35 protein-coding genes and 3 pseudogenes are annotated in these 26,909 nt (G+C 26.9%); 18 read left to right on the top strand and 20 right to left on the bottom strand.

Annotation, left to right across the window (positions count from 1 at the left end):
- From DJ007_RS17945 to DJ007_RS10260, 6 genes and pseudogenes are all read right to left on the bottom strand, one after another.
- Complete coding sequence (locus DJ007_RS17945; protein ID WP_240739492.1) at positions 1–942, bottom strand: ATP-dependent DNA helicase RecG; 942 nt, start codon at positions 940–942, stop codon at positions 1–3.
- 50 nt (positions 943–992) lie between these two features.
- Positions 993–1,232 carry a DEAD/DEAH box helicase gene (locus DJ007_RS17940; RefSeq protein ID WP_240739521.1) on the bottom strand — a complete coding sequence of 80 codons (240 nt, stop codon included), beginning with the start codon at positions 1,230–1,232 and terminating at the stop codon, positions 993–995.
- A gap of 372 nt (positions 1,233–1,604) precedes the next feature.
- A pseudogene (locus DJ007_RS17935) lies at positions 1,605–2,340 on the bottom strand (OB-fold nucleic acid binding domain-containing protein); the annotation flags it as partial.
- A 106-nt stretch (positions 2,341–2,446) separates the two neighbouring features.
- Entirely contained in the window at positions 2,447–3,217 is a 771-nt protein-coding gene (locus tag DJ007_RS10265) for a DegV family protein (RefSeq protein WP_129409476.1), read from the bottom strand.
- Entirely contained in the window at positions 3,214–3,468 is a 255-nt protein-coding gene (locus DJ007_RS14800) for a hypothetical protein (RefSeq protein WP_206076312.1), read from the bottom strand. The genes DJ007_RS10265 and DJ007_RS14800 overlap by 4 nt, the downstream gene beginning before the upstream one ends.
- A gap of 204 nt (positions 3,469–3,672) precedes the next feature.
- On the bottom strand, positions 3,673–6,096 hold the full coding sequence (locus tag DJ007_RS10260; protein ID WP_129409475.1) for an O-antigen ligase family protein: 2,424 nt from the start codon (positions 6,094–6,096) through the stop codon (positions 3,673–3,675).
- A gap of 130 nt (positions 6,097–6,226) precedes the next feature.
- Between DJ007_RS10260 and DJ007_RS10255 the strand changes: the two genes are divergently transcribed.
- From DJ007_RS10255 to DJ007_RS10235, 5 genes are all read left to right on the top strand, one after another.
- Positions 6,227–6,520 carry a metal-sensing transcriptional repressor gene (locus DJ007_RS10255; protein ID WP_240739491.1) on the top strand — a complete coding sequence of 98 codons (294 nt, stop codon included), beginning with the start codon at positions 6,227–6,229 and terminating at the stop codon, positions 6,518–6,520.
- A gap of 188 nt (positions 6,521–6,708) precedes the next feature.
- Positions 6,709–7,167, top strand: a complete 459-nt coding sequence (locus DJ007_RS10250; RefSeq protein WP_129409474.1) for a FeoA family protein — start codon at positions 6,709–6,711, stop codon at positions 7,165–7,167.
- A gap of 10 nt (positions 7,168–7,177) precedes the next feature.
- Positions 7,178–7,396, top strand: a complete 219-nt coding sequence (locus tag DJ007_RS16150) for a hypothetical protein (protein WP_129409473.1) — start codon at positions 7,178–7,180, stop codon at positions 7,394–7,396.
- Positions 7,397–7,399: 3 nt separating this feature from the next.
- Entirely contained in the window at positions 7,400–9,349 is a 1,950-nt protein-coding gene (gene feoB, locus DJ007_RS10240; protein WP_129409472.1) for a ferrous iron transport protein B, read from the top strand.
- On the top strand, positions 9,346–9,717 hold the full coding sequence (locus tag DJ007_RS10235; protein WP_129409471.1) for a hypothetical protein: 372 nt from the start codon (positions 9,346–9,348) through the stop codon (positions 9,715–9,717). The genes feoB and DJ007_RS10235 overlap by 4 nt, the downstream gene beginning before the upstream one ends.
- A 52-nt stretch (positions 9,718–9,769) precedes the next feature.
- Here the strand turns inward: DJ007_RS10235 and DJ007_RS10230 are convergent, their stop codons facing one another.
- From DJ007_RS10230 to DJ007_RS10180, 12 genes are read right to left on the bottom strand one after another with little or no spacing between them, the layout of a single operon-like run.
- Positions 9,770–11,629 carry a WD40 domain-containing protein gene (locus tag DJ007_RS10230; protein ID WP_129409470.1) on the bottom strand — a complete coding sequence of 620 codons (1,860 nt, stop codon included), beginning with the start codon at positions 11,627–11,629 and terminating at the stop codon, positions 9,770–9,772.
- A 26-nt stretch (positions 11,630–11,655) separates the two neighbouring features.
- Positions 11,656–13,083, bottom strand: coding sequence for a complex I subunit 5 family protein (locus DJ007_RS10225; RefSeq protein WP_129409469.1), 1,428 nt, complete (start codon positions 13,081–13,083; stop codon positions 11,656–11,658).
- On the bottom strand, positions 13,083–13,502 hold the full coding sequence (locus DJ007_RS10220) for a sodium:proton antiporter (protein WP_129409536.1): 420 nt from the start codon (positions 13,500–13,502) through the stop codon (positions 13,083–13,085). The genes DJ007_RS10225 and DJ007_RS10220 overlap by 1 nt, the downstream gene beginning before the upstream one ends.
- Positions 13,502–14,098 (bottom strand): MnhB domain-containing protein, encoded by a 597-nt coding sequence (locus DJ007_RS10215; protein ID WP_129409468.1) that lies wholly within the window; start codon positions 14,096–14,098, stop codon positions 13,502–13,504. The genes DJ007_RS10220 and DJ007_RS10215 overlap by 1 nt, the downstream gene beginning before the upstream one ends.
- Entirely contained in the window at positions 14,095–14,583 is a 489-nt protein-coding gene (locus tag DJ007_RS10210) for a substrate-binding periplasmic protein (protein ID WP_165974114.1), read from the bottom strand. Before DJ007_RS10210 ends, DJ007_RS10215 begins: the two co-directional genes overlap by 4 nt.
- Complete coding sequence (locus DJ007_RS10205) at positions 14,556–14,834, bottom strand: Na(+)/H(+) antiporter subunit B (protein ID WP_129409466.1); 279 nt, start codon at positions 14,832–14,834, stop codon at positions 14,556–14,558. The genes DJ007_RS10210 and DJ007_RS10205 overlap by 28 nt, the downstream gene beginning before the upstream one ends.
- Positions 14,827–15,108 (bottom strand): monovalent cation/H(+) antiporter subunit G, encoded by a 282-nt coding sequence (locus DJ007_RS10200; RefSeq protein WP_129409465.1) that lies wholly within the window; start codon positions 15,106–15,108, stop codon positions 14,827–14,829. The genes DJ007_RS10205 and DJ007_RS10200 overlap by 8 nt, the downstream gene beginning before the upstream one ends.
- A 37-nt stretch (positions 15,109–15,145) precedes the next feature.
- Positions 15,146–15,361 (bottom strand): monovalent cation/H+ antiporter complex subunit F, encoded by a 216-nt coding sequence (locus DJ007_RS10195; protein ID WP_129409464.1) that lies wholly within the window; start codon positions 15,359–15,361, stop codon positions 15,146–15,148.
- Positions 15,358–15,780 carry a Na+/H+ antiporter subunit E gene (locus tag DJ007_RS10190; RefSeq protein ID WP_129409463.1) on the bottom strand — a complete coding sequence of 141 codons (423 nt, stop codon included), beginning with the start codon at positions 15,778–15,780 and terminating at the stop codon, positions 15,358–15,360. The genes DJ007_RS10195 and DJ007_RS10190 overlap by 4 nt, the downstream gene beginning before the upstream one ends.
- Positions 15,777–15,938 (bottom strand): DHH family phosphoesterase, encoded by a 162-nt coding sequence (locus tag DJ007_RS17930; protein ID WP_240739490.1) that lies wholly within the window; start codon positions 15,936–15,938, stop codon positions 15,777–15,779. The genes DJ007_RS10190 and DJ007_RS17930 overlap by 4 nt, the downstream gene beginning before the upstream one ends.
- A gap of 50 nt (positions 15,939–15,988) precedes the next feature.
- Positions 15,989–16,753, bottom strand: a complete 765-nt coding sequence (locus tag DJ007_RS10185) for a DHH family phosphoesterase (RefSeq protein ID WP_240739489.1) — start codon at positions 16,751–16,753, stop codon at positions 15,989–15,991.
- Between the two features lie 9 nt (positions 16,754–16,762).
- Entirely contained in the window at positions 16,763–17,575 is an 813-nt protein-coding gene (locus DJ007_RS10180) for a purine-nucleoside phosphorylase (RefSeq protein WP_129409462.1), read from the bottom strand.
- A gap of 124 nt (positions 17,576–17,699) precedes the next feature.
- Here DJ007_RS10180 and DJ007_RS20365 point away from each other — a divergent pair.
- Together DJ007_RS20365 and tgt are read left to right on the top strand one after the other, a co-directional pair.
- Positions 17,700–18,218, top strand: a pseudogene (locus DJ007_RS20365) (cyclodeaminase/cyclohydrolase family protein); the annotation flags it as partial.
- A 96-nt stretch (positions 18,219–18,314) separates the two neighbouring features.
- Positions 18,315–19,439 carry a tRNA guanosine(34) transglycosylase Tgt gene (gene tgt, locus DJ007_RS20360; RefSeq protein ID WP_368359752.1) on the top strand — a complete coding sequence of 375 codons (1,125 nt, stop codon included), beginning with the start codon at positions 18,315–18,317 and terminating at the stop codon, positions 19,437–19,439.
- A 113-nt stretch (positions 19,440–19,552) separates the two neighbouring features.
- Here tgt and DJ007_RS10170 read toward each other — a convergent pair whose 3' ends face one another.
- The gene (locus DJ007_RS10170) at positions 19,553–20,137 is read right to left on the bottom strand and encodes a hypothetical protein (protein WP_129409460.1); all 585 of its coding nucleotides are present in this window, start codon (positions 20,135–20,137) and stop codon (positions 19,553–19,555) included.
- Positions 20,138–20,405: 268 nt separating this feature from the next.
- Positions 20,406–21,548, bottom strand: a complete 1,143-nt coding sequence (locus DJ007_RS10165; protein ID WP_165974113.1) for an MFS transporter — start codon at positions 21,546–21,548, stop codon at positions 20,406–20,408.
- Positions 21,549–21,706: 158 nt separating this feature from the next.
- On the opposite strand from DJ007_RS10165, the gene DJ007_RS10160 reads away from it, so the two are divergent.
- The 11 genes and pseudogenes from DJ007_RS10160 (at position 21,707) to DJ007_RS16110 (ending at position 26,901) form a co-directional block, all read left to right on the top strand.
- Positions 21,707–22,009: a hypothetical protein gene (locus DJ007_RS10160; protein WP_129409458.1), complete on the top strand. Its 303-nt coding sequence runs from the start codon at positions 21,707–21,709 to the stop codon at positions 22,007–22,009.
- The gene (locus DJ007_RS10155) at positions 21,958–22,371 is read left to right on the top strand and encodes a hypothetical protein (RefSeq protein WP_129409457.1); all 414 of its coding nucleotides are present in this window, start codon (positions 21,958–21,960) and stop codon (positions 22,369–22,371) included. Before DJ007_RS10160 ends, DJ007_RS10155 begins: the two co-directional genes overlap by 52 nt.
- A gap of 188 nt (positions 22,372–22,559) precedes the next feature.
- Positions 22,560–23,528: a LacI family DNA-binding transcriptional regulator gene (locus DJ007_RS10150; RefSeq protein WP_129409456.1), complete on the top strand. Its 969-nt coding sequence runs from the start codon at positions 22,560–22,562 to the stop codon at positions 23,526–23,528.
- A 55-nt stretch (positions 23,529–23,583) separates the two neighbouring features.
- Positions 23,584–23,745 carry a hypothetical protein gene (locus DJ007_RS16145; protein ID WP_206076311.1) on the top strand — a complete coding sequence of 54 codons (162 nt, stop codon included), beginning with the start codon at positions 23,584–23,586 and terminating at the stop codon, positions 23,743–23,745.
- A complete protein-coding gene (locus tag DJ007_RS19295) occupies positions 23,736–24,179 on the top strand; it encodes an ABC transporter substrate-binding protein (protein WP_206076327.1) in 444 nt (147 codons plus the stop codon). The genes DJ007_RS16145 and DJ007_RS19295 overlap by 10 nt, the downstream gene beginning before the upstream one ends.
- Before the next feature lie 50 nt (positions 24,180–24,229).
- Positions 24,230–24,796, top strand: a pseudogene (locus DJ007_RS19290) (type 2 periplasmic-binding domain-containing protein); the annotation flags it as partial.
- A gap of 49 nt (positions 24,797–24,845) precedes the next feature.
- A complete protein-coding gene (locus DJ007_RS16130) occupies positions 24,846–25,079 on the top strand; it encodes a sugar ABC transporter permease (protein WP_206076310.1) in 234 nt (77 codons plus the stop codon).
- 237 nt (positions 25,080–25,316) lie between these two features.
- A complete protein-coding gene (locus tag DJ007_RS16125; RefSeq protein ID WP_206076309.1) occupies positions 25,317–25,841 on the top strand; it encodes a carbohydrate ABC transporter permease in 525 nt (174 codons plus the stop codon).
- A gap of 8 nt (positions 25,842–25,849) precedes the next feature.
- Positions 25,850–25,999 carry a sugar ABC transporter permease gene (locus DJ007_RS16120; protein WP_206076308.1) on the top strand — a complete coding sequence of 50 codons (150 nt, stop codon included), beginning with the start codon at positions 25,850–25,852 and terminating at the stop codon, positions 25,997–25,999.
- 93 nt (positions 26,000–26,092) lie between these two features.
- Complete coding sequence (locus DJ007_RS16115) at positions 26,093–26,383, top strand: hypothetical protein (protein ID WP_206076307.1); 291 nt, start codon at positions 26,093–26,095, stop codon at positions 26,381–26,383.
- On the top strand, positions 26,368–26,901 hold the full coding sequence (locus DJ007_RS16110) for a carbohydrate ABC transporter permease (protein WP_206076306.1): 534 nt from the start codon (positions 26,368–26,370) through the stop codon (positions 26,899–26,901). The genes DJ007_RS16115 and DJ007_RS16110 overlap by 16 nt, the downstream gene beginning before the upstream one ends.
- Positions 26,902–26,909 lie beyond the last annotated feature (8 nt).

Genomic DNA, 26,909 nt, shown 5'->3' with positions numbered 1-26,909 from the left:
CTACGCTTCTAGCATTTTTAAACTTTTTCCATAACGTCTATATATTTCGTTTTTTAAACTTTTGTGATTTTTTAATTCAGGATCTTTTTTTAATATTTCAAGAACGTCTCTTCTGGCTTTTTCTATCAATTCTGGATCATTCAATATATCTATAAACTTAAAATCTGGTAGTCCATGCTGTTCTGTCCCAAAAAATTTTCCAGGTCCCCTCCATTGCAAATCAATTTCAGAAACTTCAAAACCATTAGTAGTATCAGCAAATTTTCTTAATTTTTCACGTGTTTCACTCGAAACTTTTTGACTTACTATCAAAAAACAATAAGCCTGTTTTTTACTTCTGCCTACTCTTCCTCTCAATTGATGTAATTGAGATAAACCAAATCTTTCTGCATGTTCTATAACCATTACAGTTGCATCTGGTATATCAACTCCAACTTCGATAACAGTAGTTGAAATCAAAACATTAAATTCTTTATTAACAAATTTTTCCATAATATCATTTTTTTCTCCTGAAGACATTTTACCATGTAGTAATCCAACTCCATATTTTTTAAATCTTTCTTTTAATATTTCATACATTTCAGTTGCCGCTTTTAAGTCCAGAACTTCTGACTCTTCAATTAATGGATAAACAAAAAAAACCTGATTTTCTGACGCCAGTTCTTTTTCAATAAATTTATATATTTCATTTATTTTATTTTCCTTTACTAAAACGGTTTTTACTTTCTTTCTCCCTGAAGGCATCTCAGTTATTAGTGAAACATCCAGATCACCATATAAAGTCATAGCTAACGTTCGTGGAATAGGTGTTGCTGTCATAAATAAAATATCCGGCATTTTACCTTTATTTATTAAAGATAGTCTCTGTTTTACACCAAATCTGTGTTGTTCATCTATTACCACTAATCCCAGATTTTTAAAAATAACATCATCCTGAATCATTGCATGAGTTCCTATTAAAACATCTATATTATTATTTAATAAATTCTCTTTTATTTTCTTTTTTCAGATTTTTTTGTTTCACCTAACAACATTTCTACTTTTATTCCCAATTTCTCCAAATCATTTTTTAATTTTTTATATTGTTGTTTTGCTAGAACCGATGTTGGTACCATTACTGCTCCCTGATATCCACTTTCATAATTATCAATAATAGCAAGTTCAGAAACTACTGTTTTTCCTGATCCTACATCGCCCTGAAGTAATCTATTCATTGGTATTGCCTTTTTCATATCTTCTCTAATTTCTTCAAAAACTTTTATTTGTGATTTAGTTAATTTAAATGGAAGATCGGAAATAAATTTTTTTGCTAATATTCCTTTTATATCTTTTGAAATACCTTCTTTTAATTGTATCTTTTGCTTTTGTATTAATACCGAAAACTCAAACAAAAAAATTTCTTCATATTTTAAAGTTTCTTTTGCCTTTTCCAGATGATAATAACTCTTTGGAAAATGAATTCCTTTTATTCTTTGAGGAAATTTTATAAATTGATATCGCTTCACAATATCTTCTGGCAAAAACTCTTTCACATTATGAGAATATTGAATAGTTTCCGAAAAAATAGTTCTCATACTATTTTGATATAATCCTTTTTTTAATGGATAAATTGGCAAAATACCTGTTTTTACTTCTTTTATAGAAGTTATAACCTGAAAATCTGGATTTTTCATCTGTTTTCTACCAAACTCAATTTCAATTGTTCCATAAACAGCAACATTCATACCCATTTGCAAAAACTTTTTTATATAGTCCTGATTAAACCATGTTAAAATTATAATGGAATTATTTTTATCTTCAAGAACATAAGAAAGAATCTTCAATGTTCCTACTTTTTTTCCTCAAAATTAATAATTCGTCCAACAATTAAACATTTCTGCCCATGATAACAATCTACTATCGTTTTTATTTCGCGCCTATCTTCATAATCTCTTGGAAAAAATAAAATGTATCTTCTATATTATTTATTCCAAGTTCTCTCATTATAGTTGCTCGTTTATTACCAACACCTTTTATAAACTTTATATCTGTTTTTAATGGCAAATCCTTATGCGGAACTTCTGGTTCATCTATTAAATACTGCCTTTTTAATTTTTCAATTAATTTAAATCCTTCTCTGATTCTTTTTATTTTCCTCTCATCAGGCAATGCATATATTGGTTTGTAATATGCTAAAAAGGAGCCTATTTTTTCTTTTAGGCCCTTTTCTTTTTCTATTATATTTATATTTTTTTTACATAATTCATACAATTGAGGGAAAAAATTCTTCCATGATATTTTTTTTGACAATCCGATTTTCAAATGAGATTCAAGTTCATTAAAATAATCCTCAAGATGCATTATAACGGATTTACCTCCCCATATACAGCAAGCCCAAAAACTTCAGGCCCACTATGACATGCAACAGTAGGCCATATTCTGCCTTCTATTAATTCATAATTATAATTTAATTTTTCAAATTTTCCATAAAAAGATTAAAAACTTTATCCTCATGTTCTTTATTTGAATCAAAACCATGAACTTTATATATTTTTATATTATGAGGTTTATCTTTTATAAATTCAAATGCATTATCTGCCATTACTTTAAATGCTTTATTTATTCCTCTAACCTTAACTAAAGGAGTTATTTCACCATCTTCCACTGTTAAAACAGGAATTATTTTTAATAAAGTTCCAGCCATTCCAGCTGCCTTTCCTATTCTTCCGTTTTTTACAAGATATTTTAATGTAGGCACAGAAAATTCCATAAATGTATTATTAATAATTTTCGGAACTAAGCCTTCTATTTCTTCAAATTCTCTATTTTCATCTATTAATAATTCCACAATTCTTCTTGAAACAAGTGAAGCACCTATAGATACCATCTTTGTATCTATAATCTTAACATTAATATTATTCAACATATTTCTTGCCATTTGTGCAGTATTATACAATCCTGACATTTTCGATGAAAAATGAATATCAATAATTTCATCAAAACCTTCTTCTTTTAAACTTTCATACATATTCATTAACTCTTTTAAAGAAGGTTGTGCTGTGTGAATTTCATCTGCATTTTTTACTAATCCATAAAATTTTTCATGATTCAAATCTATTCCATCTGTATATTCTTTGCCATCAACATAAACCTTCATCCCCATAAAATTTAAATTATATTTCTTTATCCAATCATCTGTTGGAGAACAACCAGAATCTATTATAATTGCTCTTTTCATTTTATTTCCTCCTCAACTATGATATTATTGCCTTCTCTTTTAAAAACTAATCCATTTAATTTTATTTCCTGTATATCTGAATGGTTGCTCATAAAGATAATAATCTTATCATAAAATCTTGTTTTCATATATACATCAAACATAGAATACTTAGATTCTATAGACTCCATATTTTTTACTTTTAAGTAAAAATAAAAAGTTATAGAGTTCAAAACTATAATAATTATTAATAAATAAATAGCTATTCTCATTTTCTTAAAAATTCATATATTCTTATAAAATTCTCTACTCTTTTTTTATATTTATAATTTGGATATTTTTTTAAATAATTTATATAGAATTCATATACTTTTTTATAATTTTCAACAACAGAATTTGATAAATTAATAGCTAATTCATTTTTATTTATCGATTTTAAATGAAAATATACATTTTCAAAAAAATCAAACGATGCATCAGGAATCCCCTGAATTTTTTTGCCATATAATAATTTGCTTTACTTTCTTTTTTGATATATCTATAATATTATCAATTGTTTTTTCATATCCAAGATATTGATTAAAATTAAACATTATTTTCATGTACTCTGTATAAACATCTTCCCATTCAGGAAATCTATTCCATCCTCCCGGTAAAATTTCTATAGTTTTGTTATACCAATGGACAAAATCTTCATAATATTTTTTCTTCAATTTATCTATTTCTTTAACAACTTTTTCGTTTGAAGTATAGTATCTTTCAATATTCAACAAATTCTGGAATATAAGAACATTTAGCTTGGCAATTAATCTATAAGCATTTTTTTCATTAAATGATGTGTAATTGCTTTCTAACTGATCTATTTCATCCTGAATAGTCTGAATATAAGCCAATGCCTGCAATAATTGTGTATTATCTTCATTTTTTAATAATTCATATAGATCCTTTATTGTATCCCTTATTTGATACCTATTAAAAGGCATTAAATCTATTGCACCATTAAATTTATCTAACATAAATGCATATTCTGGTGTTTCCATATTCATATATTTTTCAAGATTATTATAATCTAACTCCATTAACCTATATGGAGTTTTAGCTAACAATTGTGCTAAATAAAATCCTGATTTACCAAATGCTGAATTGGCTTTCAATGATTTTAAGAAATATTCCTTTGCTTTTTTATAAGAATTAAATGCTTTATTCTCATATTCAGTTTTTGCTGTTAAATATTTTTGTTTTTGATCTTCTAAATTTTTTATTTCTGCAGATATTTTTTGTAATTCAAGCGGACTTGTTACTTTATAGTTTTTATATTCTCTTATTTTTTCATCAATTTGATTTATAATTTTAGGAATTTGGTTTTTTACAACATTTTCATATGCATCTATTTTCATGTATTCGGTATTTCCAATTTTAAAAAACACTTCTGCAGCTGTTGATTGAATTTTTAAATAAGAAACAACAATTCCAATTATAATAAATACTAAAAAAATAGTTTTCAATTTCTTTCTCTCAATATTAATTTTTCTTGTTTCACCAAATTGTTCTGATAGGGCTATAGAAATAATAAATAAAGCAGACATTATATTGGGGTGTAAATGCATGGGAAATTCAGTAAATGAATGAACCGTAACAATCGTCAGACTCCAGGCAAATAAATTAAACATCAAAATTTTATCAAAATCTTTTATTTTAAATACTCTCATTAAAAAAACAAATATTAACCCAAATAATAACAATATAATAGATATAAATCCAAACAATCCTGTTTCACCAAGGATTTGCAAATAATCATTATGTGCTCTTTTAAAATTATTCCAGGCATAATAAAATTTAGCTGGATTTTCTGCCTGAATATCTGCCATATATCTAACGGCATAAACTGGATATGTTGCGATACCACCACCAATAAATCTATTTTCAATATGGTTTTTATCTTTCCATTGTTCAACAGCAGCTAACCATGATAAAGTTCTCTCATCCCATGAAGAAACAGATGAAATTGCTTCAAATCTTTTTGAAGCTACAACTTCCCCTTCTTTATTAAAAGGAGAAGGTATATTAAACATTATCAATAAAAAAGAAATTATTAAAACTATTAAAATCAAAGGAATAATAAATTTTTTTGATTTTATGTAATTTTTCTTCTCAACATCTTTATTTTTTAATATACTCAATATGAAAAAAATTGTAAATATCCCCATTCCCAGAAAGAATGAAAGATAAATTGATCGAGTTTGTGCAAATAATAAAACCCAAAACATAACAAATATACTTATAATAGAAAAAATTCTTTTATAAATATTTGATCTTTTTGATAATGCAAAATAAATACCAATAGGTATCATTTGTCCCATATAATCTGAAACAAAATTAGGATTGCCAATAGTAGTCCTTAAAGTGATTCGTTGTGAGGGATCTCCGTATTTTCCAAAAAAGAAATCATAACCATAAAATTTATTCAAAAGGCCATCAAGCCCTATAATAAAACCAGTTATCAAAAATATAAATAATGCTGTTTCAATATACTCAAATTTTTTTCCAAATCGGTTGGTCAATATATACGAGACAAAAACAATCATTAACGTATAAAAAGAAACTTCAAAAGAATATCTAAAATAATATTTATTTTGTATAATAACACTAATCAATGAAATTACTGTAGCCAATCCAAATAAAGAAAAATAGATATGATTTAAAGAATATTTAATTTCATATTTTTCTTTCTGCAGCTTATAAAAATAATAGAAAAACATAATAGTATAAAATATTGAAAATACAAGGTGTTTTTGAGTAGAATATTCATACACCCAACCAGGAACCATTAAAAAAGGCAATAACAAAAAAAAGATACCCGTTATTAGTATGTCTTTTGGGTATTTCAATAATTCTTTCATAATAGACCTCCCTCTTTTTTTCTTTCTATAATATCATACCACAAAATTTTTATTTGGCAACACACAAAATAAATAAAAATAGTATATAATATTATTAAATATATTTAAAACAGAATATGGAGGGATAAGAATGGAAAAGCATACACATCATATGAAACATAAAAAATCATTAAACGTATTAAAAACCGCACGAGGCCAGGTGGAAGCTGTTATAAAAATGATTGAAGATAATAGATATTGTATAGATATATCAAAGCAGATTTTGGCTTCAATTTCATTACTTAAAAAAGCAAACTCACAAATACTAAAAGAACATCTCGAAACCTGTGTTAGGTCAGCTGCTTATTCTAAAGAACCTGATGAAATAGAAACTAAAATTAAAGAATTAGAAGAAGTAATTGAATATATAAATAAAACATTATAATTATTATTTTTAAAAAGAATTAGGTTTGTTATTGTTTTTATTAAGTTAAATTTTTTGTATATTATTTTAATTTTATATTCTGAAATAAATGAAAGTAATCTTAAATTTCATTATAATCCGACCTTTTTTAACAGAATTCGTATATAATATAAACGAAAAATATCACTTGTTTCAGGAGGAGGAATGTCGTGATAATACCGTTAAGTAGTTTAAAGATTGGAATGAATGGAATAATTATCAGATTAGAATTTGAAGAATCTATTAAGGAAAGATTTATCGCAATGGGAATAATACCTGGGAAAAAAATTACTTATGTTCACGAATCTCCATTTGGTGATCCAATGGTTTTTAAAATAGAGGATAATAAAATTATGATAAGAAAAAATGAAGCAGAAAAAATTTTTGTTGATGTTACAGAAGAAATTCTTTCTTTAGAAGAAAGCACACCTGGTGTTTACAAAATTTTTTTAATCAAAGGTGGTTTATTTTTTAGAAAAGAATTAGAAAATTTGAATATAGTAAATGGCTCTATAATAAATGTAATAAACAATCATTTTGGAAAAGTTTCTTTAAAAGTAAACAATAAAACGATAACCTTCGGGAAAGGAAGATCAAAAAAGATCCTTGTAAAAAAATTAAATAAATAGTGGTGATGTTATGATAGACCATATTTTAAGCTATCTTGAAAATAGGAAAGAATCTCTCTCTACGGATGATATAAAGAGAAAATTTAACCTAACTGATCAAGAGTGGAATATTGTGTTTCCATTTTTGATTTCCAAAGGCATAAAGATCAACAGTTTTGATTCATTAAACTTAAAATGTAGTGATTGTCCTATAAAAAATTACTGTAATAAAAAAAGATGTGGAGGGTGATTTATGACTTTTGAAATTGCCATAATTGGAAATCCTAATGTTGGTAAAACGTCTATATTTAATATAATAACAGGAAGTAGGCAATATATAGCTAACTGGCCAGGTGTTACTGTAGAAAAAAAAGTTGGATCTTTTAAATATAAAGGACACCACTTCAAGTTAGTAGATTTACCTGGTATATATACACTATCTGCTCAAAGTGATGATGAAAAGGTAGCTAGAGACTACTTAATAAATGAGTCGCCTGATGCAGTTGTAGTTGTTGCTGATTCTTTAAATTTAGAAAGATCAATGTACCTTTTAATGCAAATCTTAGAAATGAATTTGCCTGCTGTTTTAGCAATTAACTCTATTGATGAGGCACAATCAAAAGGAAAAATAATAAATCCATCTTTTATATCAAAAACATTAAATATTCCTGTTGTCTTAACTTCTGCTAAAAAATTAATAGGTATTGACATTTTATTAGAATCCATACATAAAGTAGCAGAAAAGAAAAGTATACCTGTAAGAAATTTTATATATACTGAGTCAATAAATTCTTTTATAGAACATTTTTCTAATAAGCTTGAAGAATATGATTTTTTAAAATCTTATGATAAAAGATGGTTAGCTCTTTATTATTTGGAATTTGGAAGTAAAAATTTTCACTATCCAGAAACATTAATTGAAGATATTAATTCACAATTTGATATTAATAAATTAAAATCAGAGTTTATGAATTGGAAATTTTCTTTCATTTCTTCAATTATTAAAAGCTCTGTAATAGAAAAAGGCAGAAGTTGGGCTATGAGAGATATCTTAGATCATGTTATGACTCACAAAGTGTTAGGATTGTTAATTTATGTCGTAGCCCTATACTTTGTGTTTTCATTAACTTTTAATATAGCAAGCCCTTTATCTGATCTTATAGATATAGGATTTAATTATTTAGGAAATTTTTTCAATGGGAAAATCCCCATTCCATGGTTAAACTCATTAATTGTTGATGGAATTATAGGTGGAGTGGGTGGAGTTTTAATTTTTATACCCCAATTATTTGTTTTATTCTTTTTCATGGGATTTTTAGAAGAATCTGGCTATTTACCTCGTGCTGCTTTTTTGGTTGATAAACTGGTGAGAAAGTTTGGTCTCAGTGGAAGATCTTTTATGTCCATAATTCTGGGATTTGGATGTAGTGTTCCTGCAATTATGTCAACAAAGACAATTGCAAATAAAAAAGAAAGAATGGCTTTAATACTCAGTATTCCTTTCGCATCATGTTCAGCGCGTTTGCCTGTTTATATTATTTTAATTAGTGCTTTTTTCGATAAAAATGCTGCAACAATTTTATTATTTGTCTATATTTCAAGTATATTATTGGTATTGTTATCAGCAAAAATTTTGCAAATATTTTTTATAAAAGGAGAAGAAGTTCCATTTACTATTGAATTACCTCGTTTTAGAATGCCAACATTTAGAAATTTAGCTTTATATTCCTGGAACAGAGGAAAACATTTCCTTGAAAAAGCAGGAGGAATTATCTTAATAGCAACTATATTCATATGGTTATTATCATATTTCCCAAACAACAATGATATTTCACATTCCTATGCAGCATATATTGGTAAATTTTTTGAACCTATAACTCTTCACCTTGGTTGGAATTGGCAAACAAACATATCATTAATTTTTGGTGCAGTGGCAAAAGAAGTAGTTGCTTCTTCTTATATGACTATTTTAAATGTCGGTCAGGAAGGTATAACATATGCATTGCAAGATATATTAACTCAAAGATCTGCTTTAGCTCTAATATTTTTTGTTTTAGCTTATATTCCATGTTTTGCAACTCTAAGTGTTATAAGGCAAGAAACAAATAGCTGGAAATGGTTATTTTTTGAATTATTTTATACATTGACCATTGCTTATCTAATAGCTAATTTTGTTTACTTGATAGGAGGAATTTTCCTATGAAAAATAAAAAAATAATATTAATATTAATAGGTAGTTTATCATTACTAATGGCATTTCTAAATATAAAATATGACAGTTTCATTTTTATTTCTTATATAACTGTTTCTCTTATAGCTTTTATCGGTTTATGGGAAGATATAAAAAATATATGGTATCATAAATCAGCACATATTATTGTAGGAGGTATTGTTTCATTATTAATAGGAGCATATGAACTTTTAAAATATCTTTTTGGGTGGCTGGCTGTTTATACCAGTGAAGGGAATATCCCAGAATTTAAAATATTTATATATCTTTTCTCTTTGTTAATGTTGATAATTCTTATTCAAGAAATAAATTATCTGAAAAAAACAGGAGAAAACAAATAGGGTTGTTCAGAAGAACAACCCTATTTTGAATATATTATTTTGAGGAAAATTATTACTTATAATCAAATAATTTCATTGATATTATAGAATTATTATTTAATAAGAAAATAACATCTCCTGTATTATCCACCAATACATAAGATATGTCATTTCCTAAATTAAACTCTGAAACTTTATTTAAATTAGTGCTATTCCATATTTCAACCTTTCCTTTCTTTCCTGATACGATAAAATATTTCTTTAACAATGAAGGTGAAATATTATAAACACCTTCAAATGATTGAAATGAAGTTAAAATATTTCCATCTTCAATATTTAAGATTGAAATTTTACCATTGAGTTGAGAAGCTATTAAATATTTATCATTTTTTAATAATAAAATATCTGTAACAGAACCATCGAATTTTACATTCCAGATATTTTTTCCGTTAAATTTGTCAATTTTAGATACTGTACCATCCTTCATAGAAACATAAATTGCTCTATCATTCACACTAACTTTTGTTATTTCCTTTTTTAGATCGGCCAATTCTTTACTTTCAACTCCAGTTACTGTGTATAATTTTCCATTTTCAAGTGCAACATATAAAACCTTATTCTTTGCAATCAAATAAGTTATTTTACTTTTAAAATCAAACATGTAATCCACTTTTTTAGTAATTAAATTATAAACATTTAAAATACCTTTTTCATCTCCAGAATACAATAATTGACTTTCATCATCAAATGCCAATGAAGTAACTTTGGTATCATGATTATAACTTCCAAATCCTTCATTTGAACCAACAGAAACTATTATGACCATTTTATCATTTCCATATGCCATTAAATTATAATTGCTTAAAGCTAATGATTTATTAACAACATTCGTTTTTAATTCCCAATTTTTTAATGGAGTTGCAACTATGCTCTCATTTTCCTTACTTGAATTAATCAATATTATATCAATTTTTCCATTATTATATGGATTAAATGAAATTTTTCTATTTTCCTTCTTGTAATCTCCGTATATAACTTCGTCTTTCGATACAACAAGCATTATTTTATCAGTAGGTATTTTTGCAAAAGTTAAAATGGAATCTTTCGAAATTTTATGCTCTCCAAATATGCTGGTTACATTTAAATTATTTTCATCACTACCTGTAATATCTCCAAAGAATTTCATGCCGTTTTTCAAAATAAAATATGTATATTTTTCCTGAGGGTTTTCCATACCTCCTGAAAAACCGAAAATAGAAGAATTTAATAAACTTAAAGTACCGTATCCCAGATCAAAGAAATAATAATCATTTACTTTTTTTAAGAAATTCACATATTTAAATTCATATCCATTATATAATTTCAATACATATGGTTCTTTAAATTCATATTTTGGATAAGATATACTTTTTATAACATTTAAATTTAAAACTCCCTGACCCAATATCGGTATATTTAAAAACAATTGATTTTCTTTAGCTTCAAAGATATTTCCTTTAATTTCAGTATAATTATCTCCTAAAGTTATATCAAAATTTTGAGGTTGTTCTTTTCTAAACCACTGAATATCTGGAACTTCAGGATGCAAAAAATTTACAAATTTTAATTTTGAAACATCATTCAAAATAAATTCACCAATATTCATCTGAATATTTGCAGTTGTAGAAGAATATGATGTTAATTTTCCGGAAAAAATTTTATCATCTACTATAACTCCATAATCTGCTGTAGTTTTTTCATCAAAAGAAATATACATTATATTTTCTTTTTGAACAGTTAATATTTGATTAAACACCTTCACTTTAACATTATCATCCTTAATTTCAATAACCTCTACTTTAACAGTATTTCCATCTATGGATTTCATTAAAGCAGCAAATGTAGAGGAAAACAAAAAGAACATTAATAAAAGAAAAAGAAAAAATTTTTTCATAACCTTCCTCCTTTCAATTACCTTCACTATATTAATTTAATTATATAATATCCAAAAACTATAGAAAATATCTGCATAATTAGGGCATTCTCAAGATAATTTAATTTTACTGAAAAAGCCGTTGTTTTTATTTTTGTAACAAAAAAAGCTGCAGTCAGTGCAGAAATTGAAATCCCTAAATCAAGTAGAGTAAAATGTAATGGCATATAATTTAAAAGAGGTATTGCTGGTATAATCAAAAGTAAATAATAATATTTTTTTGATATTTTCAATGCAGATATTATTTTTATTGAATAAAACGCTGTTGTAAAAGCAGAAATATATAATAGTATTTTTAATCCACCATGAATACCTATTCCTTCTTTTATGAAAAATGTTTGAACTGGAAATATTCCAGATAAACCAAAAACACTAAATATTGCTAATATTTTATTTATATCATAATCTTTTACCGTTTTCAATGAATTCAAATCTCTATAATGAGTCTTTTCATATATTCGACCAATATTATAAAAAGCTAAAGATTTGTACAACATGTGTAATGTAAAAAACAAAATGAAGAGTTCTTTTTTTTCTGCAATAATAATCATCAAAAGTCCCATTTGAGAAATTGAAGAATATGCTAATATTTTTTTTAAGTCATTCTCAAAAAAACCTATAATAGCTCCAATGATTAAAGAAGTAAATCCATAAATCAATAAAATTTTTTTAACTTCATTATAAAATCCATCATATAATGAAAAAGAATATAATACATACATACCAATAGGTGTAATATATCCAGATAATACTGCTGAAATTTCCGAGGAAGATTCTGAATAAGCGGTTGGCAACCAGGTAGCTAAAAAAATCATCCCACCTTTAACCAATAATCCTGTGACAATAAAAGAAACAGCTAACGGATTAGGCTCTTTTGAAAAAGCTATGTGCAAATTCAAACTTCCAGTTTCGGCATAAATAAGCCCAACCCCCAATAAATAAAAATTTAATCCAATATAACTTAAAAACATGTATTTCAAACTTGCCCAAATTCTTCTTTCTTTTCTTCCCATACCAATAAGTAAAAATGAAGAAATAGATATTAATTCTAAATGTACATATGTATTAAAAAAATCTTCTGATGTTAAAATACCTATTAATGTACCATTTATTATTAACCATAATGATGTAAAAATATTATTATGCCGTCGCGCAGCACGCCAATAAATTATAAACATCATTATGTTAAAGAAAAAAGCCACTACATACATTTCTTTTGGAAAATAAATTTCTATACCTTTCAATCTATCCCAACCACCAGGAAATATTCTTTCCTCATGTCCCAAAAATAATAGATATGTATTTAAAGACATAATAATCATATATGCTGCAAATCCTATTTTTCTATGATAGTTTTTTAAAATATAAGCCAGAATTCCTAATGAAACTGGTATCAATATTAATAATATAGCCATTATTTTTCTAACTCCTCTTCAATTATATCTACATTGTGAGTTTTAAATTTTTCCGCTAATATCATAATATACACCAATGATAAGGAAATTGTGGCAAACCCTATTACAATAACAGTTAATAAAAAAGAATGTATTAAAGGATCTGCATTGTTAGCAAGAGTATTGGAAATAATTATTGGTATATTTTCATCATATCCTAATATAACAAAAAATAATAATATTCCTGATTGAAATATACTTAAAAAAAATAGTTTCATTATTAAATCTTTCTTCATTATTAAACCCAATAAACCTAAAAAATAATAATATAAGAGTATATAAAATATAAATTCATTAAAGTAACCCCTGTGCTTTATAAACTGATAAAGTATTGTCCATGAACCTCCAAAAACTTCAAATGCAATAAAGGAATTTAGCATCACAGCACTTCCACCACTAAAAATTGTCCCCGGTTTAAACTTTGGAAAAAAATTGATAAAATACTCTCCAAAAAAATCTTTCCTATTATAGCATATATAATAATAAATAATGGTATCAGCACTTTTACTTCTTCTATTCTTGATTTTTCAAAAATTTCTTCTATTTCTTCGTATCTTTTTATTAAAGATAATGAAAGAACACCGGTACCAAGAATAATACCAGAATTGAAGCCACCTCCTGGATATAAATGTCCTGTTAATGTATTATAAAAACCGAATAAAAGTGTTATTGGAAACATAACTGGCGCAAAAACTTTTAAAACAATTGAAGGTTTTGAAAATTTATATTTGGATGGTTTAAAAAATTTCATAAAATAAGAAATACCTATTATAGTTACTGTAAAAACCAATATTTCAAAAAAAGTATCATAAAACCTATAATCCAAAACAATAGCTGATACTAAATTCAAAGAACCATTATCCTGTAAAACTGTTATATTATAATTTGGATTTTTTACGATTTTTTCTGGTATTTCTGTATATAATAAAAATAAAAGTGTTGATAAGGATATTAATGATAAAATTAATTTTTTCATCCAATATTCCTCCGAACTATAAACTCATATTCCTTTGAATCAATAAATGTTTTTAGAAATCTATTAAATTCTTCTTTTAATGCCTTATTATTTTTTGAAAAAATAATTCTATAACCACTATCAGAAAATTCTTCTGCAGTAATATCAGATTTTTTTCTAAAATAATGTTTTAATCTTAAATAATCAATAATTTTAGATTCTTCTGATTTATTTAAAATAATACTTTCATACTTTTCAGGAATGTTGCCACTATATTTAAATAATTTAGTAGGCAAATAACTCTTGGAATACAAAAAGTTGCAATTTTTTTCATCATATATTATTAATCCACCTACAATAATATCAATCTCATTACTATTGAGATAATATGATATATTTTCCTTTTCAATTGGAATAAACTCTATTTCAAAAAATGAATTTTCAGAAAAATTATCCATTAATTCTTTCTCAAATCCTGTCAATTTTTCACCTTGTTTTTCAAACAAATATGGGTCTCTATGAATCCAACTTTTATTTTTGAGCGTGTTTTTATCGCAATAATATAAACAAATATAATAAATGCTGATCCTATAGTCATCTGGACAGCAGCAACATCAGGAGCATTAAAAATAAAAAAAATTCCTGATAGAATTGTTCCGAAAGCAGCATAAATTAAAATAGCATTAATATATTTTTTCACAAAAAACATTATTAATGCCAATATAACCAAAGAAGTTAGTAAAAAAAACTCAATCATTATCTCTCACCTTTACTTTATTATGTGCTGCGCTATGAGCAATAGCATGAGATAAAACAGGCCCAATTAACAACACCAATATACTAATTATTATAAATCTAAATATTTCATTTTGTGCTTTTAAAGCAAGCCCTATTAATACCGTAAATGTACCTACAGTGTCTGAAATACTTCCAAATTGAATTCTAGTATATAAGTCTTTCTGGGTTAGCATTCCAATGCTGCCAAGAAAAATTAATATTCCTCCTGTAATTATCAAAATATTACTAAACATTATTTTCTACCTCTTTCAAGAAAACGAGAAATAATAACTATTCCCACAAATTTAATACAAGAAAAATAATTATTATATCAATCATTACAAAAAAACCCTTTGTTATCGCATATATCAAAGATATTATAGATATTTTCGATGACATTGAAGCAAATGCCAAAACACGGTCCCATGCTGTAGGACCGAGAATTAATTTGATAACCATTAAAAATAAAGATAATAATATTAATATATCTAATATTAAATAAATCAAAATAACTCACCCTTCCAGACATCATCAGAAGAATGTGCTGCATCAGGAGTTTCAGCAAATTTATGAATAATAAGATGTTTATTTTCTTCTAATATGAACATCGTTCCTGGAGTTAACGTTATACAATTAGCAATAGCTGCTTTTTCTGCATCTGTTTTATTTTCAACATTAATAGGAACTAATCCACAATAGCTTTTTTTAAATAAGAATTTTAATGATCTAAAAGTCATTTTATACATAACAAGTATTCTACCTATTGCAGAAATAAATAATTCAACAAAACCATAAATCTCAGATTTTAAAAAAAATTCTGAGATTTTTACTACTAAATAGGTAATAACTATTCCTAGCAAAATGGAAGAATCGTTTAGCGCTCCAACAAACCCTAACCAGAGAAACATTATAAATAAATATATCATTTATAACTCTCCATTAAACTCATTATTGTTTCCACAACCTCTTTTTCTAATTTTTCAAGGTTATCTGTTTCTTTGCTAAAGCCTGCTGCCCTTGGATGACCACCACCACCAAAATGAACAGCTACTTTTGAAACGTCAAACCAATCTTTTGATCTCATACTTACATGATATACATTTGGTTCTGCCTCAGAAAAAGTAATCGCGACCTCTACCCCTTAATTGCCCTTAATTCTCCTACAAATGATGGAGAATCTTTCGGCAATATTCCGTATTTATCCAACATATCAATGGTTATATGCGAATAAGCTATAGTATTATTATTTTCTAATTTCATTTCGTTAAGGAAATCTTTATACAATTTTAAATGTTCAAGTGGTTTATTTTCCAATATCATATTGCTTATTAAACCAATTTTACCTCCTTTAGAAACAAGCCATGCAACATCTTCAAAAACCGCTGCATCTGTATTTGAATATCTGAAAAAACCTGTGTCTGTTGCTATCCCCAATAAATTTGCTGTTGCCAAATCAGAATCATATTCTATTTCTAACATTCGATTTAATCTTAACACCATTTGTGCGGTTGCACCAAATCTATCAACCCAATTTACATTACCAAAATAAGTATTCGTTGCATGATGATCAATTACGACACTTCGAGCATATTTAAAATGTTCATAAACTCTTCCAATTCTATCAGGAGATGATGCATCAACTGATATTATTAATTCTGCTGGAAACTTATTAACACAATCATACGATTTTATCTTTTCTTTTACAAACGGAAATTCTTCCAGATATCCAGGAATATTATCATCAATTACCGCTCTAACATTCTTCCCAATTTTTTCCAACCCCATTGTCAGGGATAAAACCGAACTAATATCATCACCATCTGGCATAATATGTCCAACAACAATAATATTTTCCACCTTATTTATTTCTCCAATTATAGCTTCAATTGTTCTAATCATACTATCACCTCAAAATGTTTTTATAGCTATTTTAACTACTTTAGCAAATTTATGCTTTATTCTTTCTGCAACTTCCATAACCTCTTTATGATTTAACGGTTGTGGTAATATTCCAGCAGCCATATTAGTTACAGCAGAAAAAGCAACTGACTTAATGCCACAATGATTAGCAGCAATTATTTCAGGCATAGTCGACATTCCAACTAAATCACCTTCCAACTTTTCCAGCATTTTAATTTCTGCTGGTGTTTCATACGAAGGTCCAAGCATCCAGCAATATATTCCCTCTTCTATTTTTATTTTCTTTTCTTCAGCTTTTTCTTCTATTCTCTTTAACCATTTTTTATCTATAGGTGATGCCATGGCAGGAAATCTTGGACCTAATTCGTCCATATTTGGACCAATTAATGGATTTTTCATTGCAAAATTAATAAAATCTACATTTGCTACAATATTTCCTGGATTCAATGTTCTATTTACTCCACCTGCTGCATTTGTAAGAATTAAACCTTCTACTCCTAATTCTTTAAATACGTAAATGGGAAAAATCAATTTTCTTAGTTCATGACCTTCATATGCATGAAATCTTCCTTTCAAAGCAACTACTGGTTTTCCCTCTAACATACCTATAACCATTTTTCCAGCATGCCCCACTACTGTAGATTTGGGAAAATATGGTATATCTTTGTAATCAATAATTATTGGATCTGCAATTTCATCTGCAATGTATCCAAGTCCAGATCCTAAAATAAGGCCTAATAATGGTTTAATATCTGTCTTTGAATTAATATATTCCGCTGCTTCTTTAATTTTACTATACATTTTTACTCCTCCCTTATACATCTCTTTATTTAGATTTTATCACAAAATCTCCTTAAATTTACTATTTTAAAATTTTTCTGGTATAATTTTATATACAAGAAAAACTTTTCAAGGAGGTGAAAATATGATAAAAGAGAAGAAAATAATAGAATTCGCTAACGCTTTGGATTCCAAAAAACCAACACCGGGTGGAGGAGCATTAGCTGCAATTTGTGGTTCCCTTGCTGCTTCATTAGGTGGAATGGTTTCCAGATATTCTATAAACAAAAAAGGATTAGAAGATTATGAAAAAATTATAGAAGAGGCATTGGAAAATTTTCTCGTCTGTAAAGAAAGATTGTTAGAATTAGCTGATGAAGATGTTAATGCTTATAATAAATTTAGAGAAGCTTCAAAATCAAAAAATAGCGTCAAAATCGAAGAAACTATAAAAAATAGTATAGAAACAGCATATAGGATTGCAAAATGCGGATATGAAATTTTAAATAATGCTTATATTATTGCTAAATATGGAAATCAAAATTTATTATCCGATGCAATTATTACAGGATATTATGCATGGGCTACTATGCAATCTGGATTAACTCTTGTAAAAGACAATTTAAATTATTTGAAAGATGATGCGTATAAAAGAACATTTCTGGAAGATATTAAAGAATTTATCGTAGAAACTGATAATTTGATAAGCAAAATTAGAAATTTAAGTGATGAAAAAATCATAATTACAGGAGGATATTTAATGTTTGATAATAAACCGATAAAATATGAATTATTGCATAAAGACAAAAATTCAAATGCAAGAAGAGGGAGAATATATACACCTAGAGGAATAATAGAAACACCAGTTTTTATGCCCGTTGGTACAAATGGCACAGTAAAAGCTTTAAAAAATTCTGATTTGAAGAATATCGAAGCTGAAATTATTTTAGGTAATGCATTTCACTTATTTTTAAGACCTGGACTGGATGTTTTAAGAAATGTTGGTGGATTACATAATTTTATGAATTGGGATAAGCCGATATTAACAGATAGCGGAGGCTTTCAGGTATTTTCTTTGAAAGATAGAAAAATTTCTGATGAAGGTGTGCTCTTTAGATCACCTTTAGATGGTTCCAAAATAATGATGACTCCAGAAAAATCTATGGAAATACAAATGACCATAGGTTCTAATATAGCTATGGCTTTTGACGAATGTGTTGAAGCTGGAGCAGAAAGAAAGTATGTTGAGGAATCTGTAGAAAGAACATTTGAATGGGCAAAACGTTCATTTAATGCTCATACAAAAAAGGATCAGGCCTTATTTGGAATAGTTCAAGGAGGATTTCATGAGGATTTAAGAAACAGAAGTTTGAAACAAATAACTTCTATAGATTTTGATGGATTTGCATTAGGAGGTTTATCAGTTGGAGAGCATTATTCAGAAACAGAAAGGATATTAAAACATTCTGGACCAAAACTTCCAGAGGATAAACCTAGATATATAATGGGAATAGGAACGCCGTTAATAATTTTAATGTCGGTAGAAAATGGAATGGATATGTTTGATTGTGTTCTTCCAACCAGAATGGGAAGACATGGAACAGCAATGACATGGGAAGGTAAAGTGAATTTAAAAGCAGGAAAATGGAAATATTCTACTGAACCAATAGATAATAAATGTGATTGTTATGCCTGTCAAAACCATACCAGAGGTTATATCCATCATTTATTAAGAAAAGATGAAATACTTGGAAAAATCCTTTTGAGTATTCATAATTTAAGATTTTTAATTAATTTTGTAAAAGAGGTAAGAAAAGCCATTGAAGAAGATAGATTTATGCAATTTAAAGAAGAGTTTCTTTCAAATCCTAATAATGTATATTAAACAATCAAAAGCCCAAATACCGGGCTTTTGATTGTTTATTTATTAATAGATAATCTTTTCCCAATTTGTTTCATCTTCAAATAATATTTTCCATATTTCTCCTTTAACAAATTTTAAACCTGGTTCGTTATAAACATCAATATATACATTATAATATTCAAAGGGTTTATTTTTATATTTTTTTCATTATATTTCAAAACACTTCTCCTATTTATTCTAATAGGATTACCTGAAATATCTAAACCCCAATACCTTAATTCAAATTCTTTAATAATTTTGCTGGATACATTTTTTAATATAAAATGGATAATCTTTTTATTTTCATATTTTTTCACATTTCCACCAATAACCCTTAATGGTTCTTCTTCGTCATCATATACAATCAATGTAGCTTCGTTACTTTCTCCCAGTATTTCTCTATCAATATTTTTAGCAACTAAATTAAGTTTATACAAATATCCCTTTTTTTCTCCAGAGATTAAAACACTTCTGTATTCTGTTATAAATTCCATTTCATACGGAATTTCTTCGTTTTTGAAATTTAAATAATACAATATTGAGCCGTCGTATGAAATGTCAAAAATCCATTCAATTTTTTTGTTATTATAATATGAACTAAAATCTTTAAATATTATTTCTTGTGAGAATACATTTATAAAGAAAAACATCGTTAAAAATAATATAATATTTTTTTTCATCTTATCACCTCCATTTTAATTATACTCTTTTTTATCGGAAATAAAAAGGGAGCCTAAGCTCCCTTTCAGACTGTCGACAAAATAAAATAAGAAAGATAATATGAGCGAATCCTAAACATTTCGCGGAGCGAAAGGGGTAATGTTGTTTTTTATAATAAAATATCCATCCTAACCCTTCGCGAAGCGAAGAGTTTAAGAATTTTCACCGGATGAGCGAATATTATTTGATTATTTTATTTTGTACTTTGTCTACAAACTAAAAGGGAGCCTAAGCTCCCTTTTTTAAACCTATATATGTAATTATTGTATTAATTAACAGAACAAAAAAAGATATAAAAAACACAGTATTATATGAGTATTTTGATGCAATAAATCCAGCTAATCCAGGAGTAAATATCTTTGAAAAAAGATTGAATCCGTTGAAAAATCCTTCGTATCTACCAAAATTTTTTGGTGCAAATTCCTGTTTTAACGGTTCTTTTGAAGAAAACCAGAACACAAAACCTATAGCCAGGACTACATGTGAAAAATAAAAAGTAATCCAGTTATTAAATAATAACAATATATAGAAAAAAGACATTATGAACATACCCACTATTAAAGAATTTTCATTTGAAATCTTTATTTTCTTTTTCCAGAGCATAGAACTCAACACTGTCGAAGAAAATATTATTTCATATATAATCATTACTTTAGCGTCACCATTCAATGTTTCTTTTACAAAATAAGATATTATTAAGTAACTTCCAAATCCAAAGTTGGCAAAAAACATTATTTGATTTATCATTACAGTAATAAATTTTCTTAAATTCGGTTTATGTACTTTGATGTGTTCTTCATGTAAATCACTTCCACTATTAACAAAAGGCAATAATTTTAATATTACAAATGCATATATCAAATTAAAAATAGATACTGAAATAAAGATATTTCTATAAAATGCAATCGTGGTACTATTATAATCTATAAAAAATATCATTGGCAAAAATAATAATATTTTTATTCCTTCTGAAATCAATATTAAATAAGAATAAAATTTATTTCTTTGAGAGGGTGGAACAATTGCTCTTTCGTACATACTTATCAATGGAGCAAATACGTCAAAGCTTCCAATCAATATTTGAGCTATTAAATAAAGATAAGAGTTAAAAGCTAATGCTAAAATTAAATTTCCTATAGAAAATAATATTCTTCCAATTGCTAATCCAATATTAGGAGATTTTTTTTCAAAATAATGCCCAATAATTATTGTCAACAATGCCTGAATTCCATAAACTGTAGAAAACACCATACCTGCTTCTAAAACATTTAACCCTAATTTATTTGCAAACATTGGAGAAATTAATATTGTTATAAATGAATATGCTAAAATAGCATTATTAAAAAAGTAGAGCTTTAATTCTTTTTGCATATTATCACCCCATTGCATAATTATTTAGCTTTACGAATTATTATATATGAAAAAATATAAAAAATCAATAAAATTTAATTGTATTTTTTATTTTTTATGATATAATTTTATTGATAAACAATTAACTAAATTTACAGAAAATATAAAGGAGGGATTCTATGGAGAATAATGTAATATTATGGACTGGAGTAGGTTTGGGATTGGTAGCTTTAGTATTAGGCGGAATATTATTATACAATACCTTAACTTATCCATTTAAACCACTTGATATTGATGGCGTAAAAATTGCAGAAATACCTAAAGAAGCAGTTATAGAATTTAAAAAAGCCGGAAAAGGGGCAGAATTAAAACAGTTAAAAAAAGAAGGATTTTTATTATATTTTGATGGTATAGCAGAAGGTGCCCTGGAATGGGATCAATTATGTATACTCAGGCAGAACAAGATGCAAGAGAACAATTAGCAAGATATTTAAATTCTGTAGTTACAGATTTCCAACAAAGGGCACAAGGAGTTTTGCAAAGCTCATCAACTGGAACTGATAACGATAAAGTGGTTTCAGTAGCAAATAATGTATTTAAAAATGTAAGCACAAATTTTGCAAAAACTATTCAAACTGGTGCAGAGGTTGTGGCAAAATATTATGTAATGAAGGCTGGTAGAATTGAATATCATTCAGTGCTAATCTATAATCCAAAAACTGCATTTTCCTTATTGCAACAACAATCATATTTGATAGAACAATTAGGAGAACAGGGAAAAGAATTTTATGAAAATTTAAATAAAGTTTTAAAAGAAGCATTTAAAAATACTCCTTCAAAATAATATTAAAAATTTTAACACCCTTTTAAAGGGTGTTTTTTTTAGTATAGATAAAAAAATTTTTAATATTTTTCTTTAATCATAGATATTTATACTCTATAACCTATTTTCCTGTTTTTTTGTAATTTTTATTTTGTATTTTTTTTGTTATAATAAAAATGTAATCGATTACAAAAAAGAGGTGTTTGATAATGAAAATAAAGGATATAGCGGAGTTAGCTGGAGTTTCTGTTGCTACAGTTTCCAGAGTTATTAATAATTCTTCTAAAGTAAAGGAAGAAACTAAAAATAAAGTTTTAGAAATAATTAAAAAATATGGATATGAACCCGATTTTAGTGCAAAATCTTTAAGAAAAAGGTCTTCAAATTTATTTGGTTTAGTTATGAGAAGAAATCATATTACTGAAAACGATTCATATACGCATCCTTTTTTAAACGGAATTTTAGAATATTTTTTTCATAATGATTTAAAACTTATTTTAGATTCACATGAAAAGAAAAATTGTATTGTTCATTATGAAAAATTAATAAAAAGTAATTTAGTAAATGGTTTTTTTATAACAGATCTTGAAGACAATGATGAAAGAATTGAATTTTTAAACTCTATTAATTTTCCTTATATAGTAATAGGTAGAAACAACAAAAATAATTTTATATATGTTGATCCAGATAATGAATTAGGAGGATATTTAGGTATTAAGCATTTGAACGAAATTGGATGTAAAAACATATTGTTTATTAGTGGAAGTTTAGGACCTGCTGTTACCTATCAGCGTTTAAACGGTGTTTTAAATGCAAAAAAAGATTTTAATATTAATTTAGATATAGTTTATGGTGATTTTAGTAGAAAATCTGGATATGATGTGATTAAAAAAATCAATTTAACAGATTATGATGGTATCTTCTGTAGTTCAGATTTAATGGCTTATGGTGTATATGATTATATGAATGAAAAAAACTATTATTTACCATTGATAGGTTTCGATGATCTACCTTCATCTAAAATATTAAAAATTTCATCAATAAATCAAAATATCTATCAAATTGGTTATAATGCCGCAAAAATGCTGCATTATTTATCTTCAGGTAGAGAAGTAAAAAATGTAATAATACCAGTTGATATTTCTATAAGAGAAAGTACATTAAAGTTTAAAAAATAGATTTTATGTATCTAAATATGTAATCGATTTCATTACTTTAAAAGGAGGGTGTTTTATGAAAAGAGCATGGTTGTTTTTATTAACTATGATTATTGTTTCTTCTTTGTTTGCTGTAACAACTATAAAGATTTCTGGATGGCCCGGAAATCCGGATGAAGAAGCAGCTATTAAGGCGGGGTTGAAGAATTTAATTCTACTCATAGTAATATTAAAGTAGTATGGGAACCTATTCCAGGAAATTATCTCGAAACACTAAAAACGCGATTATCTGCAGGAACAGCGCCAGACATTTTCTATGTTGATGTATATTTTTTCCAGGAATTTGCTTCAAAGAATGTCTTGCTACCATTAGATTTATATATAAAAAGGGATAACTTTGATCTTGATGCTTATTTCCCATCTTTGATAAATGCTTTTAAATATAATAACAGAGTATATGGTATTGCAAAAGATTTTTCAACATTAGCATTATATTATAATAAGGAAATATTCGATAAATATGGTGTCCCATACCCTACCAATAATGATACATGGTTTGATTTATTGGATAAAGCATTACAATTGAAACGAAAAGGATTTGAAACACCTATGGTATTAGCAGCAGATTTCAATAGAGTAATACCTTTTATTTTAGGAGCTGGGGTAGATTAGTTGATGAGAATTTAAATACTGCTTTAGATGAACCTGCATCTAAATTTGGGCTTAAATTTTATATAGATTTAGTAACTAAATATGGTGTTGCTGTTGAACCTCAAACTGTAGGTGCCGGATGGATTGGTGAGGCTTTAGGAAAAGAAAAGGTTGCAATTGGTATGTCAGGTCCATGGTCTTTAGGATTTTTGAAGGGATCTTATCCTGATGTATATAAGAAGATGGGAATTGTGGAAATGCCTTCATTAATTAAAAAGTCTACTATGGTTTATACTGTTTCATGGTCTATTAATAAAGAATCCAGAAACAAATCAGCTGCATGGGAAGTATTAAAATTTTTAGTAACAAGAGGTCAGGAAATTTTTGTTGAAAAAGCTGGTGTTTTAGCCTCAAGAAAAGATCTGGCATTAAAAGACACAGATCCTATGAAAACGCCTTTTTATAAAGGTGCTGAATATGCTCAACCATGGAGTGTTCCAACACCAACTGGTATTTTTTCTATAGCTAATGATCAGATTAATTCAAGATTGAAAGATTTATTTTATAATAAAATTACATTAGAAACTGCATTGAAACAAATAAAAGAAAATTATCCTCAATGGATCAGCGGAAAATAATTTGAAGGGGGATTTTCCCCCTTCAAATTTAAAAAGGTGGCGATTTTTTATGCATTTGAAGTGGAAAACAAAAGAAATTTTAATAGGCTATTTGTTTGCATCACCTATTATTTTGACTATAATAGTTTTTACTATATATCCGATACTTGCGGCATTTTATTATAGTTTTACTGATTATAATCCTTTAAATGCGAGAAATTTAGAAGTTACTTTTAATCCTCAGGAATCACTGGAATTTCATCTTGGTTTTTTCAAAATGAAGTTAAATCAATTGATGAAATAAAAAACTATTTTGATCTTATGACTTTTATTAAATCTGATGTTGGTATAAACCTGGATACAAAAAAGAAAATATAATAAAAAACTATTTCGATATAAATAAGTTATTAAAAGATTTCATAGATGGGAAGTTAAATAAAGAAATGAAAATTTCCGATTTTATGTCTATTTATCTTAAAAAGGAAGTTCATCATTTAAACGATATATCCCAAATTTTCTTGGTTTGGAAAATTTTAAAAAAATGTTTAAAGATCAATATTTTAGAATATCATTATTTAATGCTTTTTTTTATTCTATTATTGTTGTTCCAGTCCAAACATTTTTAGCAATAGTTTTAGCTGTTGCCGCTAATTCAAAAATAAAAGGGATAAAATTTTTTAAAGCTACATTTTTTATTCCAGCAATTACATCATCGGCCGCAATCTCAATGATTTTTTGGATGATATACTCAAGACCGGGAATTTTAAATAGATTTTTATCAATATTTGGATTTCAACCAATTGCCTGGTTAGAAAATCCTAACACTGCATTACCAGCAATTATGGTTATGAATATATGGACAACAGCCGGATATTTTATGGTCACATTTTTAGCAGGATTACAGGATATACCAACATCTATATATGAAGCAGCAAGAATTGATGGCGCTTCGCCTTCAAAAATTTTCTGGAAAATCACAGTTCCAATGCTTAGACCACAAATATTATTTGTAATGATAATGGGACTATTGGTTGTATGCAGGTTTTTGATCAAATATATTTTTTAATAAAAAATATGAGAAATATTACTATTTCTTATTACATATACAAAAATGCATTTGAATACGGAAATATGGGGTACGCATCTGCTTTAGCATTGGTATTATTTGCTATTATTTTATTTATAACTATTTTACAAAGAAAGTTTATTCGTGAAGAATATTGAGGTGAATTTTATGAATAAAAAGCTTAATTTAGCAAAAACTATTTCATATATAATTTTAATATTTTATGCATTAATATCATTATTTCCTTTCTTTTGGGCATTTTTAGTTTCAATAACCCATTAAACGGTATAAATCCAGATACAGGTGAAAAATTTGGTATAGATATAATGCAATGGCCACCAAATATAAATCTATTTAAAATTCCACCAAAAGTTTTTGGCGTTAATGCTACCTTAAAAAATTATATAAAAATATTTGAAGTAGTTCCATTATATGGAAGATGGATATTAAATACCCTATTTTACGCAGGAGCACTAACTATGGGTCATTTGATTTTAGATACATTAGGGGATATGCATTTGCAAGGTTGCATTTTCCATTAAAAAATTTCTGGTTTTCTCTTTTTTTAGCAACGATGATGATTCCTTTTCAGGTTATTATGATACCTCAATATAATTTAATGGTAAAGTTTGGTTTTGTTAATACCTATACTGGTTTAATTTTGCCAAAATTGACAGGGGTATTTGGCCTTTTTTTAATGAGACAATTTTTTCTGAATTTTCCTAAAGAACTTGAAGAGGCAGCGAGAATTGATGGGGCAGGTATAATCAGAACATTTTTTACCATTGTAGCTCCAAATGCAAAACCAGCTATGACTGCATTAGCTATATATACTTTTTTAGGAGCCTGGAATGACTTTATGTGGCCATTAATAATTACTTCTGATAAAACTATGTATACTTTAACTATGGGATTAAACTTTTTCAAAACTTCATATTATACATTCTGGCAATATATGATGGCAGCATCAATTATTATGACAATTCCTATGATAATAATCTTCTTATCTTTTCAAAATCAGTTTATTGAATCCGGAAAAGCTTCTGCAATTAAAGGTTAGGAGGAATA

This window comes from Marinitoga lauensis (assembly GCF_004135675.1).
Lineage (GTDB): Bacteria > Thermotogota > Thermotogae > Petrotogales > Petrotogaceae > Marinitoga > Marinitoga lauensis.
The sequence above is the reverse complement of the archived record's forward strand: the minus strand, read 5'-3'. Positions and strand labels throughout refer to the sequence as shown.